The organism is Streptomyces sp. NPDC057271 (assembly GCF_042668715.1).
Classification (GTDB): Bacteria; Actinomycetota; Actinomycetes; order Streptomycetales; family Streptomycetaceae; genus Streptomyces.
The window spans coordinates 43,597-59,479 of sequence record NZ_JBHUYJ010000046.1; the positions used below are offsets into that span (position 1 = coordinate 43,597).

Consider the following 15,883-nt stretch of genomic DNA (forward strand, 5'->3'; position numbering starts at 1 on the left):
ATGTGCTATTGGCGCGGAGGGGGGGGTTTTGGGTCCACAGAACACCTTCTCCCCCCCCCCGCGGGGGACCCACCCCACCCCCCCCCTCTTGGGCCCCCCTTCCCTGCGGGAGGGTGGCCCCGACTCGTTGACCAGCACGTTGTGCCGGCCCGTCATCGCAACCACCACCTTCCCCAGGAGTAACCGCAACGACTGGCGACCCCACCCGACCTCTTTAGGTGAGGGCCAGTCAGGCTTGGTACGGGGTAAGGGAATTCGCACCCCCGTGTCCGTGCCATCTAGTACCCTCGCAGGACAACCACATAAGCAACGCTTCACCCTTCGGACGCGCGCCACCGCATGGGGCTCGCCGCCAGACAAGACGGAGCGAACATGATCAGCCACCCGGTCAAGGGGGCAATTTTCGCGCTGCAAAAGCGTGCCCTGGCCACCTGCGACACGTATGAGCTCGACAGGATCGACCGAGCCCTCGACGAGCTTCTGCGGAACCCCTCTGACGCGTCCACGCCAGCGCCTTTTCGCGTGCGATCCGCGATGGGTCACGCCTACGAGGCGCTTGAGCGCCGCAAGACCATCGCTCCCAGTATCTCCCTCGGTGAGGAACACGCCGATCACGGAGCCGTGGATCACGGGTACCCCGTCGTCGAAATTGTCGAGTGGCTCCGTGCTGAGCCCGGGATCTCCCATGCCCAACGTGTGGTGCTTCAGGCCCTGGCGCACGGAGACGACGCCGAGACCTTGGCGGACCGGCAAGGGCTTCCCGTGCCTCGAGCCAGAGAGCGGATTTCACGTGCCCGAAAGCATGCCCGTCAGCTCTGGGCTGCATCTGTGGGAGCCGCATGAGGCCCCGTCTCATACGACTGCGCCCCTGGCTCATACGGGCCCTCATACCGCCAGGCGTCGTCGGCAGCTACGTCCTCTACACGACCACGGGCTTGCCTCGCTACGTAGGTCGCAGCGATACAGACATCCGCCGACGCCTTCTTCGGCACTGCACTGATCAGCGGGGCGCGTACTTCACCTACGACGTCCACAACAACCCCGTGAACGCTTACGACATGGAGTGCGCCATGTTCCATGCGCTCTCCCCTCAGCTGACCAACCGCATCCACCCTGACCGGCCAGACTTCCACGAAACCAGCTGCGTCTTCTGCCGGCCAGAGCAACGCGCCACCCGACGGTTCCGCGACCTGCAGCAGACTTCCGCCCCCAAAGAGTGAGGTTCCTCGCCATGACCAACCCCTTGTTCCTATCCCCCGACAGCCAGCGTTCCAACGTCATCCAGATCGACCGCGCTTTGGAATCGATGCGTGACGCCGGCTTCGACCTCACGGCTGCCATCGGGGAGCCCTTGGACAACTCCATTCAGGCCGAGGCCACGCTGATGCGTGTGCTTCCGGTATACGGGCCGAAGAAGAAGTCCATCGACACCTTCATCATTGCTGACAACGGGGTGGGCATCGACCCCGCGATCATGCACAACGTTCTGTCGATGGGGTACAGCGCCCGCTACAACCAGCGCCAGGGCCTCGGTCGCTTCGGAATGGGGCTGAAGCTCGCAGGGCTGAGCCTGGGCAGGCGCATCGACATCTACAGCAAGCGAGCCAGCGGACCCGAGATCGTCCACAGCTACATCGACCTCGACGAAATCCGGGAAGGCAAGCAGCAGTACATCACCTCTGATGAGGTCAGCACCTGGCCCGAAGAGGCCACCAAGCTCATGGTTGGGCGAGATGGACGTCCACTTGCCTCGGGCACCGTGGTTGTCATCGGCAAGATCGACCGCCTCGACGGCGGAGGGGCGTATGGCACCTCGCTGGAGGAGAAGGTCTCGGATCTTCGCAAGTTCATCGCGCGCGCCTACCGTACCTACATCGACACAGGTCGCGCGTTTGAGCTCGACGGTAAGCCGGTAACCCTCCACGACCCCCTCTTCCTTCGGGACAACCCCCGCATCATCTCTCGGTACAAGCCCCAGAAGCTGGACCCGCGGGGCCAGTTGATCGAGGAAGGGGACCTGGAGGTTGACGGGCACAAGGTGCACGTCTCTGTCGCTCTGGTGCCTGCCGAGTTCCGCCCTTGGAAGGGAGCCGGTGGCGAAGTTGACCACCGAGGCGAGGACATCAAGGAATTCCAGATCAACCGTGTGAATGCCGCCAGGATCAGCATCCTGCGCAACGGCCGGGAGATCTACTACGACGTGGTTCCTTACCTCCTCGACACCAGCCGTACGGACAAGGTGATTCGGTACATCGCGATCGAGATCAGCTTCACGGCGGAGCTGGACGAGTTCTTCCAGGTGCGGAACGTGAAGCGTGGCGCAGAGCCTGTGACGAGGCTCCGCAACGAGCTGCGAGACTGGCTGAAGCTCCCTGTCCTGCGGGCTCGGAAGGTGATCCGCGAGTACTGGGGAGAAGTCGAGACGCGGGAGCGCCTCGCTAAGGGAGAGCACAGCAGCAGCATGGCAACGGCGGAACGGACCGACCCGAGCCTCCCCAAGGGAGTCGCCGGCAGGACGGCTACCGCGGAGCAGGAGGAGGAGGTTGTCCAGCACGCCGCCCAGGACATGGGGCTGGACCCTGAGACCGACGGAGCCAAGATCGAGACACTCCGCGAGCAGGTTCGAACCAAGCCCATCACCCTGCTTGACGGCAGTTGGCCGGGTAAGGAGTTCCTCGAGGTACACCACCTCAACGGCAAGTCGGTCGTGAAGTTCAACCATCGGCACTCGTTCTTCCGCGACGTCTATGGGCCGCTGAAGAAGATCGCCGACGACGGGGCCGAGGGAATGAGCCCCGAAGACGTACTGGATCTCGCGCGTCGGGCCGAGGCGGCCATCGACCTGCTGTTCATGGGCTACGCGCGGGCGGAGGCCATGCACGAGAACCCTGATGAGCAGTTCAGCCAGCTCCGTACGTACTGGGGCCTGTTCACCGGAGTCATGCTCAAGGAAGAACTCAAGGACGAGTGAGCCCGCGGGCTGTGCTGGACGGGCGTGACAGCCGTCCAGCACAGTCGCATTGGGGGCATCCGTTGTGGCGCGCACTGTGGATGAGGCGAGTCACTTCCCGCATCCGCCCACGCGGCCACCACGTGACCTGCAGGATGTTGTGAGAACGCTCAGCAAGCAAGACGCCGAGACCAGCGCCATGGCCGCTGACTTCGGCACCTACGCAGTTTGGAAAGGCAGTGAAGGATGTTCGGGTCGGGCAGTGGGCTTACGTTCCGAGATTACGTGCAGGGAACGTGGGGCAGCTTCGACACCCCGGCGGGGCGGGTCGACTACATCATGACAAAGGCTCGACTCGGTGGTGACGCCAACACACCCGAGCGCCAACTCACGAAGAACCTGGCCCCCGTCCGCGAAGTCATGGATGCCGGCGACCTGGACTTCAACCAGCTTCTGCAGCGTGACCTCGACGATCACCGAGTAGCTGTCAACCTGATCCCCTACTTGCTCAAGCCCCAGACCACGGGGCCGGCCTTCTTCCCACCGATCGTGGCTGTTCTGCTCCCCTTCCAGAACAAGCGTCCGACATCCTTTCCTGTGTTGGGGGACGTGACATCGATCAGCGCCGACGAAGCACACTGGCAGGAACAGCGTGCTGGTAACGCGTTCCAGGTCCACCGTCTGCTCGGCGGTGATGGGCAGCCGCACGGGGCAAATGTCGGCAAGTTCTGGTGGAACCGCACCGAGTCCAGCCTCGTGGTTCTCGACGGCCAGCACCGAGCCATGGCCCTCCTTGCAATTGAGCGCACCCTTACCAACTCATGGGGAGACACCTCTGCGGTCAAGTACCGGTCCTTCTATGAGCACCAGGTACGACGCGTGCTCGAACAGCACGGCGCCGGCGAACCCGACCTGTCGAAGGTCGAGGTGCCCGTCACTGTGTGCTGGTTCCCGGAGCAAACCGGAGATGGCTCCCGCCCCCACGAAGCAGCGCGGAAGCTGTTCGTCGACGTCAACAAGGAGGCGCGCCCCCCGAGCGAGTCCCGCATCATCCTGCTCTCGGATGCCGAACTCTCCAACGTTCTGACGCGAAGCATGCTGAGTGAGCTGCGGAGCCGCAACGACGACTCGTACCTGCCCCTCTACGCAGTGGAGTACGACAACCCTGAAGTGAACAGCCACCGGCCGGCGCGGTGGTCGGTACTCACGAACATCAACCTCCTCAAGATGGCCGTGAACCGCTGCATCTTCGGGCCGTCGAAGTACCTCACCAACGTCGCACAGGGGATCTCTGGTAAGGACAGTCAGCAGCAGCGCGACGACTTCATGCGTAGCCAGCTCGACGTAGCCAGTCTTCTAGAGCGGTACTTCGAGGATGGCGGCATCACGTTCGACCGAGACTCTCTCGGCGACAAGCAGTTCCCCCTCGGCCAGATGGAAACAATCAGCACCAGGTTCAAGGAGACGTGGGGCCGGGCCATCCTGACGTTGCTCTCGAGGACCGCGCCGTACGCAGCACACGCCAGAGCGCTGACGAAGCTCAGGGACGACTGGCACGTAGCGGACACCTTCGCTGCTCTGGCTCACGACGCCCTCTTCGGCGGCGTCGGCGTCTTCTGGACGCTGCGCGATAGCTACGACCACTACACAGAGCACAGGGACAGCGCAGACCGCAGGCTGCCCAAGTCGGATGTCATCCGAGCGTGGGAGGCGCTCAAGGGTAAGGAAGAGGATTTCGACCAGTACCGAGCCCAGGAGTACCTCGGATCGACTCGTCCCGAGCGCGTGAAGCGTGGCAAGGACGCCTACGCTGTGCTCAACACCCACGCCTGTCAGCTCGGTCTCGTCATGACCATGGGCTCGCTGTGGGAAGTACGGAAGACACAGCCTGGCGGCGTCGAGCTCAAAGACCTCCCGGGCTTTGCGGAAGCTCTCGTTGAAGCCTGGAATGCCTTCTTCCAGATCGAGCACAGCCGCGCACGTGACCGGAAGGTCGCCTTCAACAAAGTTGGCATCTCAAACCCGATCAACCAGATCGGGAACATGGAGTCGGCACAAGCCGTCTACTTTCGGTATTTCTGGTTGCAGGCCCTCGCTGTCCCCGCTGCGTGGGTTCACGTGGCCGAATGGTTGCCGGACCGAGAAGAGTTCGATATCAAGCTCGGTGAGGCCCGGCGCATGTACCTTGACCTGTGCATCAAGCAGCAGCTCAAGGCCCTCAGGACGAGCCAGCCGTCAGCTCAAGAGAGCGATCTCCGACCCATCGCCGAGAGCCAAGCAAAAACGGCGCTTGGGAAGGCCCTCAAGGACTGGTTCGCGGTGTCCGACGACGACTTCGATGCTTGGTTGAGCAAGCCAGCTCGCCGCAGCAAGCAAGGTGAGCTCGACCTGGATGATGTCGCTGCGGAGGCAGGGTAGCCGAGCCCGGAGAAGGCGCCGGCGGGCGCGACGAGTCGCTCGCCGGCGCCTGCCGTATAGAGGCGGATCCTCGGCCGCTGGTACAGACGCTTCCTGTGTGGCGGGCGTTCGGCTCAGGCGGGGTCATACGTGCACGTTGGCGTTAGTCGCCACCACGGAATAGACACCTCGTGGACTCGATTACATGTTCTGAGATCTGAGAGCCATGGGGGACGTATGAGCAACCTGAAGGTCTTCAGGGTGAGGGGCGGGAAGGCCACCGAGGTGCCGGGAGCAGCCGTGGGAGTCGAGGTCGAACTGCAGCGGCTCATCGAGGCCAACATGGAGACGATGCTCGGCATCCGCTTCCTGGCCACCGAGCACCGCACGGGGCGGCACGGCGGTCGGATCGACTCTCTCGGGCTGGACGAAACCGGCACGCCGGTGATCGTGGAGTACAAGCGGACCCGGGACGAGGCCGTCATCGTCCAGGCGCTCTCATACCTGTGCTGGCTCCAGGATCACCACCACGAGTTCGAAAAGCTGGTCGCGGGGAAGCTCGGCGAGTCGGTGGCCGAAGAGATCGACTGGAGCGCGCCCAGGATCGTGTGCATCGCCGGCGCCTTCACGTACCACGAGACGGTGGCGGTGGAGATGATCAGCCATCGGATCGATCTGCTCGCCTACCGGATCTTCGACGACGCGCTGACCCTGCAACTCGTCACCTCTACCGGCGGCACTCGGACCACCGCACGCGGCAAGACCCTGCCCGCGGCACGCTCCGCGTCATCGTCGTCGAAGACGTTCCAGCAGTACCACGACGAGTCACCCGCGGACCTCAAGGAGCTTTTCGCGGATCTCGACGAGCTGTTGTTGTCGCACCAGGACGTGATCAAAGAGCCGCAGCTCCACTACGTCGCCTATCGGCGCTTCACGAACGTCGCCACGGTGCGTATGCAGCCGCGCAAGAGACAGGTCGTGATCAACCTGCGGCTGGATCCGGGAGCGGTCGAGTTGCAGGAAGGCTTCTCCCGAGACATCAGCGGCGTGAGCGCCCTCGGTCTCCGTGGTGGCGTCGAGGTGCGGATCAGCTCGCGCGAGGAGCTCGCGCGGGCGACCGATCTGATCCAGCAAGCTGTCGAGGCGACCTAAAGCGCTCCTCGCGGCAAAGGGCGGCTGCTCCACCAACATGACGGAGCAGCCGCCCTTTTCTGCGTTCTGTTCCTGCCGCCTGGGGCTTCTCGGTCTCACTCTTCAGGCCCGGCGAGTTCGAAGTCGTCCCGGGTCAGTGCGCTTCGGAGTCGCTGCTCGGCGATGGCGGCGTAGTGGTCGGAGAGCTCGACGCCGACGAACCTTCGGCCCTCGCGCAGGGCTGCGACGCCGGTGGTACCGGAGCCGGTGAAGGGGTCGAGCACCGTTCCGCCCGGCGGGCAGATCTTCACCAGCTCCTGCATCACCTCCACGGGTTTCTGCGTGATGTGCACGCGGTCCTTCCGGGGCTGGCTCGCGGTGTAGAGGCCGGGCAGGTAGACGGGGTGCCGGTCGGCGTCGACCGGACCCTTGGTGCCCCAGACGATGTACTCGCAGGACTGCTTGAGCCGGCCCTTCTGCGGTCGGGAGACCGGCTTGTGCCACGAGGCGATGCCGCGCCAGGTCCAGCCGGCGGCCTGGAGCGCGTCGGTCGTGGTGGGCAGCTGCCTCCAGTCGGTGAAGACGAGGGCGGTGCCGGATTCGACAGTCGCCCGGTAGGACTCGGTGAGCAGGAGGGTGAGCCAGTAGCCGTACGAGCGCTGGTCGCGGTTCTCGCCGGGGAAGTTGGCGAGGTCGTGCTCGGCGTCGACCGAGGTGTACTTGGCGCGGGCGCTGCGGCCGGTTCGTTCGCCGCTGGTTCGGCCACCGCTGTTGTAGGGCGGGTCGGTGATGACGGCATCGACGCTGTTGTCGGGGATGCCGGCGAGGGCGGTCAGAGCATCGCCTCGGTGCAGGGTGTACGGCATTGCGCGGTTCTCTCTTTCCGCAGGGATGGGTCGTGCGCTGATTCCGAGTTCCCGGAATGGTGCACACGTCACGGAGCCACTCCCGAGGGCGCCAAAGGCAGCCATCCGGGGAGAGCAACAGGTGGAGATTAACCGTCGTTCCCGGCCGTACCTAATGATGTTCTGCCGTCCAGATGGCAGGTCGGGGTCGGTCGTCAAGGTGTCGTTTGGTGCGGCCGGAATTCGTCTCTACAGTCTCGCCGTGTTCGACCGACGGGGCCCAGGTCCTGGCCTGTTGAGCTGTGCTGATGCGTGCTTCCTCGTTCAGATGGCGCCACGCCAGCACCCCCAGAGGATCTGGCATTTCGGCGGGAGGGATCTCCATGTGGCGCGTGAGATTACGAGCGCGGCTGGCTGCCGCTTCCTAGTAGAGGGATTCCAGGGGACGAGAGTTAGCCGCTCCCGACCTCTGGTCTCTCCATTCCCTGATCTCAGGTGATGTCAATCCCTGACCGATGCGGTGCCGGTGACCTTGTCGACGAGAACCCCGGTGCCGCGCTTCCTACGAACAAGGAGTTGCTGATGCAGCATGCCCACGCACGCCCGTCGCCGGAGCCCGTCTCCCGCCCCCAGCCCCTGGCGGACGGCCCGCGACCGTGAAGGCGGGCGCGACGATAGTCGGGGCCGTGGCGCTCGGCCCGCTGCTGCTCGTCGCCCCACTCGTGATGGCTGTTGCTGGTGCCGGCAGCGCCCAGGCGGCCTGCGCGGGCAGCGATGCGCAGGCTGTGGATTCCGCAGTGGTCGCCAAGCAGGTGGAGTCGATCCTGAAGGGCGGCGGCAAGGCCGCGGTGTCGGTCCCGGGGTTGGACGATCCTGCGGAGCAGGTCCCGAACGCCAGGACGATCCAGGCCACCGGTGTCGCCATGGAGGTGCCGGCACGAGGTCAGATCGTGGCGCTGGCCACGGCCCTGCAGGAGTCGGGGCTGCGGAATCTGGACTACGGCGACCGTGATTCGCTCGGACTCTTCCAGCAACGCCCCAGCCAGGGCTGGGGAACGGCCCAGCAGGTCCGCGATCCGGTGCACGCCTCGACGAAGTTCTACGAGTCGCTGTTGCAGGTCTCGGGCTGGCAGTCCATGACCGTGACGCAGGCCGCTCAGGCGGTCCAGAAGAGCGGCTTCCCCGACGCGTACGCCAAGTGGGAGCCGCTCGCCACGGCTCTGCAGAAGGCCATCGCCACGTCGCTGTCGACGGGGTCGGGCTCTGGCACCGGCAACAGGGGCGAGCAGGTGGATCTGGCGCCTGGAGGGTGCGACACCGGTGAGGACGGGGCGAGGTTCGGTCCGATCCCCGCCGGCTCCGTCCCCGAGAGTTACGAGATTCCGGCTGACGCACCGAAGTCCGTTCGTACGGCGATCCGTTGGGGTCTGGGCCAGCTCGGCACTCCGTATCAGTGGGGTGGCGCCTGCACCGCTCCGCGCGGCCAGGACCCGATGGGGCGCTGCGACTGCTCGTCCCTGATGCAGGCGTCGTACAAGGCCGGCGGCATCTCGATCTCCCGGACCACGTACACGCAGGTCAATGAGGGCAAGGCGGTCAGCGTCCAGGCTCTCCAGCCGGGTGATCTCCTCTTCACTCGCGGCACGACGGAAGTCCCGGAACACGTGGGGATGTTCATCGGTTCCGGACTGATCCTGCACGCGCCGCGCACTGGCGACGTGGTCAAGATCTCGACCCTCGCCGACTGGCGGCCGGACGTGCTCGCCGCCCGCCGGGTCATCTGACACCCGGCCTCTCTCCTTTCCTCGCTTCACCCTTCCGGGCCCTCGCGCGCCCACATTCGTACTGGAGTTCCTAATGAAGCTCATTCAGCACGCCCAGATGCTGGCGTACAACCCTGGCGTCACGCCGAGCGAGGGCGGCCTGCCTGGTCTCGACGTCCTCAAGAAGGTCATGGGCAGCATCAACCTGTTCGGCATCATCGCCACGGTCGGCGCCCTCGCCATCTCCGCCATCGTCTGGGCCTGGGGCCACCACAGCGGCGGCCACCAGGCGGAGGCCAACGGCAAGAAGGGCACGGTCGTCGCCGCCGGCTGCGCCCTTCTGCTCGGCGCGGCCAACGGCGTCGTCGCCTTCTTCTCGGCGATGGGGACGCAGGTTCACTGATGCCGAAGGAACGTCTCTCCTCCGCCGGGGCTCGGCGGCATGGCGCCCCCTCCTTGGTTCTGCGCCGCGCTTCGATCGGCGGCGTCGTCCTCGCCGTTCTGCTGGCTGTCGCCGGGCTGGTCGCGTACATCACCCGCACGGAGAGCCTGGCCCCGGCGAACACCGCCCCGGCGCCGTCGCCTTCCCCGGCGCTCCCCTCCCCGGCCGTCACAACGCATCACGGATCGGCGGCGGCCGCGCCGCCAAGGACGACCGATCCGATCGAGTTCGCCAAGGCCGCCACCAAGGTCCTGTGGACGTACGACACCCGGTCCTCCTCGCAGGCCGAGCGCCTGGTCGGCCTCAAACGGTGGATGACCGGCGAGAAGAAGTACGCCGACTGGAAGTCGGTCACGGACCAGGTGCCCACCCCGGTGCTCTGGTCACGGATGCGCGACAACGGGCAGCACGTCGGCGCCACGGTCAGCGAGGGCCACTTCCCGCAGGCGTTCAAGACCGCCCTGGCCCAGGACCCCGGCGCGATCACCGAGGCGTACGTCTACGCCGTCACGGTCACCGGCAAGCAGTCCATCGCCTGGAAGGGCTCCGGTGCCGGAGCCGAGTCCCGCTCGACGACCCTCGCCGTCCAGTGCCGGCCACGACACGACTGCGCCCTCGTCGGGGTCCTGCCGAACGTCTCGCCGTAGTCACCCCAACCTACGAAAGGAGTGCCCTCATGGGAGCTTGTGACCTCCCTCTGATGAATACGGTCTGCGACACCGTCGGCGGCGTGGTCGGCGCGACCGGCGAAGCCGTCACCGACGGCATCGGCGCCTGGATCGCCAAGTCGATGGGTGAAATGGCCCAGGCCGCGGCGGACCTCGCCTCGAAGGCCGTCGACAAGACCACGGCCGTCGATCTCGACGCCGAGTGGTTCAGGAGCAACTACGAGCTGATCCTGCCTATCGGCCTCATCCTGACCGTCGGCACGTTCTGCCTGCAGCTCACCCGCGCCGCCTGGCGCCGGGACGAACGCGCCCTCGCGCAGGCGGTGTACGGAACCGTGGCCGGAGTGTTCTTCGCCTTCGCCGCCATCGCCTGCACCACCGTCGCGATCACGGTGGTCGACGCGCTCAGCGCCGGCCTCTTCGAGGCGGCCAACAGCTCCGTGGACGACGTCGTACGCCGCATGATCAAGGTCAACGAGCTGGGGGCGATGTACGGCCTGGGCTGGGGCGTCCCCGCCCTCGTCGCACTCGGCTGCGCGGTGGGCGCCTTCCTCTACTGGGCGGTCATGGTCGCCCGCAAGGTCGGCATCCTGGTCCTGGTCACCCTGGCTGTCTTCGCGGGGGCCGGTGGGGGCTGGGAGGTTGCCCAGCGTTGGCGGCGCGGCTGGATCGAGGCGACGAGCACCCTGATCGTCTCCAAGCTCCTGATGACGATCGTGTTCCTGTTGGGTGTCTCGGCCATGGGCAAGACCGACGCGAACGGCGGCCTGGGCGCCCTGGCGGACGCGATCGCGGGCATGGTCGTGATGGTCCTGGTGCTGCTCTGTCCCTACGCCACGTACAAGTTCGTGCATTGGGCGGCCGATGGTGGCGGCCACGACGATCTGCACCGCACCGGTGTTGCGGGTATGGCGGTCGCTGCGGGTGCGGCGAAGACCGCGGGGCAGCTCGCGGTCCAGGCCGGCACGGGGATGCGTGCTCCGCAGGGACCGGCGAAGGTGCCGGGCCAGGGGTCGGATGGTGTCGCCTCCGGGATCGATCCGACCGGCGGATCCGGTGGTGAGACTGGTGACACCGGGCCGAAGCAGACCCACTTCCGCTTCGGTGAGGAGCCGGGCGCAGCCGGCGACAAGGGCCAAGCGCTGATCCGTCGCCCTCCCACGGACGGCGATCGCGGAGTCCCGCTCATCCAGCGCCCCGGTCAGAACCATGCAGCCGACTCGGCACCGGCAGTCTCCGGAGCGACGTCGCAGGGCGCTTCGGTAGCGCCGCAACAGGTCACGCACCTGGATCCGCCGGCACCACAGCGCAGTGGACCTCCTCCGGAGGGTGGCGCCACTCCGCAGCGGTGGATCTATCCCGGGCCTGCGGATCGATCGGGCTCGTAGCCCGTAGCTGACGGGGCGGGCCGAGGTCCCGCCTGGCCCGCCCCGTCTTTCTGTTCTTCCTTCTCTTCACGTTCCAAGGACGGCTTCGCCATGCTCCCTGACGCTCCACACCCCGACGGCCCGGCCACGGTCAAGTTCCCTCACCGCTCGCGCCGCGGCGTGCTGCTCGGGCTCTCGGCCCCTCAGCTGATCGTCGTCGCGGCCTGCGGTCTGCTCCTGCTCGGGGTGCTGCTCACCTCGGGCGTGACCGGAGCGCTCAAGTTCGTACCGCTGTGGGCCCTCGTCCTGGCTGCGGTCTTCATCCGCCACCGCGGGCGCGCGCTCGCCGACTGGGCGCCGATCGCGATCCGGTACGCGCTCCGCCGCTTCCGAGGCCAGCTGGTCTGGCTCGCGCGGCCGTCCACCCGACCGCGGCGCGAGGGCCTGCTACATCTTCCCGGCACGGCCGCGTCCCTGCACGTGGTCACCTCGTCGGACGGCCGTCTCGGCGCGGTACACGATCCCCACCGCGCCACCCTCACCGCCGTGGTGAAGGTCTCCTCCCGCGCCTTCGCCCTGCTCGATCCCGCCACCCAGAACGGAAACGTCTCCGGCTGGGGCCGCACTCTGGCCGCGCTCGCGCGCACCGGGCACATCGCACGCGTCCAGGTCCTGGAGCGCACAGTCCCCGACTCCGGCGACGCACTCAACCGCTACTGGCACGAGCACGGCAACGCACACACCCCGCTCGCCGGTCAGGTCTACAGCGACCTGTTGGCCGCCGCCGGCCCCGCCGCCGCACCCCACGAGGCGTACGTCGCCCTCGCCCTCGATCTCAACGCCGCCCGCCGCCTGATCAACCAGGCCGGTGGCGGACTCACCGGAGCGTTCGCCGTCCTGGCCCAGCTCACCTCGACCTTCGACCAGTCCGCCCGTACCTCCGGGCTCACACCGAGCGGTTGGCTGCCCGCGAGTGGGATCGCCGCCGTGATCCGCACCGCGTACGACCCCAAGGCGTCGGCCGCCCTCGACCGGTGGTCCGACTCGGGCCGTCCGCAGGCCGACCCCGCTGCCGCCGGGCCGGTCGTCCTGGTCGAGAAGGTCGACCGGATCCAGACCGACTCGGCCCACCACGCCACGTTCTGGATCGAAAACTGGCCGCGCATCGAGACCAACCCCGGTTTCCTCCACCAGCTCCTTTTCACCACCGGCGTCCGCCGCACCCTCTCGCTCGCCTACGAGCCCAAGGGACTCGACGCCGCCCTCAAGGACGTACAGCGCAAGAAGGCCACCGTGATCGCCGACGCCGCCGAACGGGCCCGCAAGGGCCAGGTCGACTCCGAGGAGGACTCGGTCGAGTACGCCGACATCAAACAGCGCGAGCGCCAGCTCATCGCCGGACACGCCGATGTCGCACTCACCGGTCTGCTCACCGTGAGCGCGGACACCGACGAGGAACTCAACGCCGCCTGCGCCGCCATCGAGACCGCGGCCGTCGCCGCCCTCGTCGACCTGCGCCTGCTGACCTGGCAGCAGGCCGAAGCCTTCACCAACGCCGCCCTGCCGCTCGCACGCCCGTAGCCCGGCCCAGCACCACCGCCCGCGCTCTACCGAAGGGCACCCCCATGCCGACCGAATCCCTACCCGAACTGGCTCCGGACTTCGTCCCGTTCGCCACCGCCGCGCTCGACTTTCACCGGGCCATAAACATGCCCGTCGCCCCGGTCGCCGCCGGCCGCACCGAACTGGACTCCCTGCATGCCCACCTGGTCGCCCTGTACGGACTGCTGGACGCGCACACCGCGCGAACCTCTCCCGTGGACGCCGCCGAGGGCGACCACCTGAGGGCCTGCCGTATCCGGCTGTGGCAGGCGGCCGAGCACCTCCACGCCGCGTATCACGCGGCCCCGCAACCGGCCACCGGCCGCCTCCCCACGCGGGAAGCGTGCCGGGCCCGCCTCCCCGAGGGCGCCCCCGACCTCACCGTGTGCCAGCGCCACCTGGCCACCGCTGCCCGGGTCCGCCGTTCCCACACCCCGGCCGATCTCCGCGACCCCTTCACCGGCCTCACCCGCCACTGACCACCGGGAGCACCACCGGCATGTCCACTCGAACCACCCGAGCCAGCGCCAGCCCGCTCTTCGTCCCCCGCAGGACCGACCGCCGTACGGCCCGCGCCGCTCGCGACCAGTTCGCCGCCGCCCGCGACAAGGCCCGCCACGCCGGCCAGCCCGAAGCCCGCCGTACCGAGACCGGCGCCGATTCCGAGCTGCGCGCCACCTATCCGACCGCCGGCCGCCCTGGTCCCGCCTCCGCCCGCGGCGGCCATCTCAAGCTCCCGGCCCACCGGATGACCACCGCCACCGCTTCCGGCGCCTACCCCTTTCTCGCCGAGGGCGGCCTGGGCGGCCAGGGCATCTACGTGGGCCGCGACGTGCACGCCGAGGCCGCCTTCACCTACGACCCGTTCGCGCTGTACGGGCGACTCGACGGATTCACCAACCCCAACATCCTGCTCGCCGGGATCATCGGCATGGGCAAGTCCGCCCTGGCCAAGTCCCTCGCCGTGCGCGCCGTGGCCTTCGGCTACCGCATCTACATCCCCTGCGACCCCAAGGGTGAATGGACCGTGGTCGCCCAGGCCTTGGGCGGTCAGACCATCGCCCTCGGCCCCGGCCTTCCCGGCCGGCTGAATCCGTTGGACGCCCCGGCCAGGCCGTTCGGCGTCAGCGAGGAGGACTGGGCGGGCGAGGTCCGCAAGCGGCGCCTGCTTCTCCTCGGCTCGCTCGCGAAGACGGTTCTGCGGCGCGATCTGCACCCGATGGAGCACACCGCCCTGGATGTGGCACTGGACCAGGCGGTCACACATGCCGAAGCCGTCGGGACCACGCCGCTGCTCGGCGACGTGGCGTACGTGCTCGGCGCACCCGAGCGGCTCGACGCCGCACTCGGTGACCTGTCCGGACGCCTCGGACGGGCTGCCGAGGACCTGGCCCACGCGCTGCGCCGCCTCGTGCACGGTGACCTGAGCGGAATGTTCGACGCCCCGAGCACCGTGGCGTTCGACCCGGCCGCGCCGATGCTGTCCATCGACCTGTCCCGAGTCGGCGGGGCCGGCGACGACACCGCGCTCGTCCTCGCGATGACCTGCGCCTCCGCCTGGATGGAGTCCGCGCTCGCCGACGCCAGCGGCGGACGGCGCTGGGTGATCTACGACGAGGCATGGCGCGTGATGCGGCACGTCGCCCTCCTGGAGCGCATGCAGAGCCAGTGGAAGCTCAGTCGAGGACTCGGCATCGCCAACATGATGGTGATCCACCGCATGAGCGACCTGCTCACCGCCGGCGACGCCGGCTCCCGGGGTCGCGCACTCGCCGAGGGCCTGCTCACCGACTGCTCCACCCGCATCATCTACCGCCAGGAAGCCGACCAACTCGGCTCCGCAGCTGCCCTGCTGGGCCTCACCGGCGTCGAGACCCAGGCCGTCTCCGCCCTCACCAAGGGGCGCGGCCTGTGGAAGGTCGCGGGCCGGTCGTTCATCACTCAACATCTGCTCCACCCGCACGAACGTGAGCTGTTCGACACGGACGCCCGGATGCATGCCAAGGTCCGTGAGTTCACGAATACTGACGTCGTAATCCCCATGAACCCAAGGGTGATGGGCCGATGACGCACCTTACCCAAGGGTCGGTTCGACTGAGCCAAGGCGCGATACGCGAACCACGCTTCCACCGGCGGAACATCTCATTCGGTCGGCGCCGGCCCTTCGTCGAGAGCAGCTTCACCGGCGAGCCGAATAATCCGCTCCTGTTCCGCTCTCTCGTCGGTGGCGTCATAGTGCCGCACTTGGTTCCACCAGCGGTCGTGATCGAACCCCTCGCAGTGGTTGAAGGGGTGCGCGGTGCTGCGCAACCGCTGCCACTCACGCACGATCGCGGCCCGCTGCCACAAATCGGGCTGTTCCAGCCGGAGGAGAACATGCAGGAACCCGGCCGAGTCGCTGACGAGGATGAGCAAGGACTGCATCGCGAAGGACGTCTCGCCAGTTTCACCCACCACCTCGGATACCCGCCCGAGCTGCGCGTTGAGAAACGTCTCCAAGGCTGTGACGTCTTCGCGCGTGAGGTCAGCGGCGTAGGTGAGGGTGCTCTCGGCCTGCGGGCTCGTCATGCGGGTGTGTTCTCCCGTTTGGTTGGGGTCAACGCAGCTGGTCAGCTCCGCCCTAAGTGGACGTTAAGTCCGTTTCTGGTAGCGGCCTCGTCCGGGTTGGGTGAGGAAGCCTTGGCGGGTGAGGCGTCCGAGGCGGCTGCGGGTGATGTT

At 67.3% G+C, this 15,883-nt stretch carries 14 protein-coding genes; 12 read left to right on the forward strand and 2 right to left on the reverse strand.

The features are described 5' to 3' along the window. Window positions 1-372 precede the first annotated feature (372 nt). From ACFUJR_RS21745 to ACFUJR_RS21765, 5 genes are all read left to right on the forward strand, one after another. On the forward strand, window positions 373-843 hold the full coding sequence (locus ACFUJR_RS21745; RefSeq protein ID WP_383177087.1) for a hypothetical protein: 471 nt from the start codon (window positions 373-375) through the stop codon (window positions 841-843). Window positions 844-1,043: 200 nt separating this feature from the next. Next, window positions 1,044-1,220 (forward strand): hypothetical protein, encoded by a 177-nt coding sequence (locus ACFUJR_RS21750; protein ID WP_383177090.1) that lies wholly within the window; start codon window positions 1,044-1,046, stop codon window positions 1,218-1,220. Between the two features lie 11 nt (window positions 1,221-1,231). Continuing rightward, the gene (locus ACFUJR_RS21755; RefSeq protein ID WP_383177093.1) at window positions 1,232-2,971 is read left to right on the forward strand and encodes an ATP-binding protein; all 1,740 of its coding nucleotides are present in this window, start codon (window positions 1,232-1,234) and stop codon (window positions 2,969-2,971) included. Window positions 2,972-3,196: 225 nt separating this feature from the next. After that, window positions 3,197-5,368: a hypothetical protein gene (locus ACFUJR_RS21760; RefSeq protein ID WP_383177096.1), complete on the forward strand. Its 2,172-nt coding sequence runs from the start codon at window positions 3,197-3,199 to the stop codon at window positions 5,366-5,368. Window positions 5,369-5,584: 216 nt separating this feature from the next. Further along, window positions 5,585-6,499, forward strand: a complete 915-nt coding sequence (locus ACFUJR_RS21765) for a transporter (protein WP_383177099.1) — start codon at window positions 5,585-5,587, stop codon at window positions 6,497-6,499. Between the two features lie 95 nt (window positions 6,500-6,594). On the opposite strand, the gene ACFUJR_RS21770 is transcribed toward ACFUJR_RS21765, so the two are convergent. Next, window positions 6,595-7,344: a DNA-methyltransferase gene (locus ACFUJR_RS21770; protein ID WP_383177102.1), complete on the reverse strand. Its 750-nt coding sequence runs from the start codon at window positions 7,342-7,344 to the stop codon at window positions 6,595-6,597. 635 nt (window positions 7,345-7,979) lie between these two features. On the opposite strand from ACFUJR_RS21770, the gene ACFUJR_RS21775 reads away from it, so the two are divergent. The 7 genes from ACFUJR_RS21775 to ACFUJR_RS21805 all read left to right on the forward strand — a co-directional run bounded on the left by ACFUJR_RS21775 (window position 7,980) and on the right by ACFUJR_RS21805 (window position 15,233). After that, complete coding sequence (locus ACFUJR_RS21775) at window positions 7,980-9,107, forward strand: C40 family peptidase (protein ID WP_383177104.1); 1,128 nt, start codon at window positions 7,980-7,982, stop codon at window positions 9,105-9,107. A 73-nt stretch (window positions 9,108-9,180) separates the two neighbouring features. Further along, window positions 9,181-9,489 carry a DUF6112 family protein gene (locus ACFUJR_RS21780; RefSeq protein ID WP_039649441.1) on the forward strand — a complete coding sequence of 103 codons (309 nt, stop codon included), beginning with the start codon at window positions 9,181-9,183 and terminating at the stop codon, window positions 9,487-9,489. Next, window positions 9,489-10,175 carry a hypothetical protein gene (locus ACFUJR_RS21785; RefSeq protein WP_383177108.1) on the forward strand — a complete coding sequence of 229 codons (687 nt, stop codon included), beginning with the start codon at window positions 9,489-9,491 and terminating at the stop codon, window positions 10,173-10,175. Before ACFUJR_RS21780 ends, ACFUJR_RS21785 begins: the two co-directional genes overlap by 1 nt. Before the next feature lie 29 nt (window positions 10,176-10,204). Beyond that, window positions 10,205-11,584 (forward strand): ATP-binding protein, encoded by a 1,380-nt coding sequence (locus ACFUJR_RS21790; RefSeq protein ID WP_383177111.1) that lies wholly within the window; start codon window positions 10,205-10,207, stop codon window positions 11,582-11,584. A gap of 90 nt (window positions 11,585-11,674) precedes the next feature. Continuing rightward, window positions 11,675-13,144, forward strand: coding sequence for an SCO6880 family protein (locus tag ACFUJR_RS21795; protein ID WP_383177114.1), 1,470 nt, complete (start codon window positions 11,675-11,677; stop codon window positions 13,142-13,144). 44 nt (window positions 13,145-13,188) lie between these two features. After that, window positions 13,189-13,644, forward strand: coding sequence for a DUF6238 family protein (locus tag ACFUJR_RS21800; protein ID WP_383177117.1), 456 nt, complete (start codon window positions 13,189-13,191; stop codon window positions 13,642-13,644). A 20-nt stretch (window positions 13,645-13,664) separates the two neighbouring features. Beyond that, a complete protein-coding gene (locus ACFUJR_RS21805; RefSeq protein WP_383177119.1) occupies window positions 13,665-15,233 on the forward strand; it encodes an ATP-binding protein in 1,569 nt (522 codons plus the stop codon). Between the two features lie 74 nt (window positions 15,234-15,307). On the opposite strand, the gene ACFUJR_RS21810 is transcribed toward ACFUJR_RS21805, so the two are convergent. Beyond that, on the reverse strand, window positions 15,308-15,733 hold the full coding sequence (locus tag ACFUJR_RS21810; protein ID WP_383177122.1) for a hypothetical protein: 426 nt from the start codon (window positions 15,731-15,733) through the stop codon (window positions 15,308-15,310). Between the last annotated feature and the right edge of the window lie 150 nt (window positions 15,734-15,883).

What these genes read in the sequence shown, in the direction of transcription:
- ACFUJR_RS21755 (WP_383177093.1), top strand. Translation starts at nt 1,232, where the DNA reads ATGACCAACCCCTTGTTCCTATCCCCCGACAGCCAGCGTTCCAACGTC.
- ACFUJR_RS21785 (WP_383177108.1), top strand. Translation starts at nt 9,489, where the DNA reads ATGCCGAAGGAACGTCTCTCCTCCGCCGGGGCTCGGCGGCATGGCGCC.
- ACFUJR_RS21800 (WP_383177117.1), top strand. Translation starts at nt 13,189, where the DNA reads ATGCCGACCGAATCCCTACCCGAACTGGCTCCGGACTTCGTCCCGTTC.
- ACFUJR_RS21790 (WP_383177111.1), top strand. Translation starts at nt 10,205, where the DNA reads ATGGGAGCTTGTGACCTCCCTCTGATGAATACGGTCTGCGACACCGTC.
- ACFUJR_RS21780 (WP_039649441.1), top strand. Translation starts at nt 9,181, where the DNA reads ATGAAGCTCATTCAGCACGCCCAGATGCTGGCGTACAACCCTGGCGTC.
- ACFUJR_RS21805 (WP_383177119.1), top strand. Translation starts at nt 13,665, where the DNA reads ATGTCCACTCGAACCACCCGAGCCAGCGCCAGCCCGCTCTTCGTCCCC.
- ACFUJR_RS21760 (WP_383177096.1), top strand. Translation starts at nt 3,197, where the DNA reads ATGTTCGGGTCGGGCAGTGGGCTTACGTTCCGAGATTACGTGCAGGGA.
- ACFUJR_RS21770 (WP_383177102.1), bottom strand. Translation starts at nt 7,344, where the DNA reads ATGCCGTACACCCTGCACCGAGGCGATGCTCTGACCGCCCTCGCCGGC.
- ACFUJR_RS21795 (WP_383177114.1), top strand. Translation starts at nt 11,675, where the DNA reads ATGCTCCCTGACGCTCCACACCCCGACGGCCCGGCCACGGTCAAGTTC.
- ACFUJR_RS21765 (WP_383177099.1), top strand. Translation starts at nt 5,585, where the DNA reads ATGAGCAACCTGAAGGTCTTCAGGGTGAGGGGCGGGAAGGCCACCGAG.
- ACFUJR_RS21745 (WP_383177087.1), top strand. Translation starts at nt 373, where the DNA reads ATGATCAGCCACCCGGTCAAGGGGGCAATTTTCGCGCTGCAAAAGCGT.
- ACFUJR_RS21810 (WP_383177122.1), bottom strand. Translation starts at nt 15,733, where the DNA reads ATGACGAGCCCGCAGGCCGAGAGCACCCTCACCTACGCCGCTGACCTC.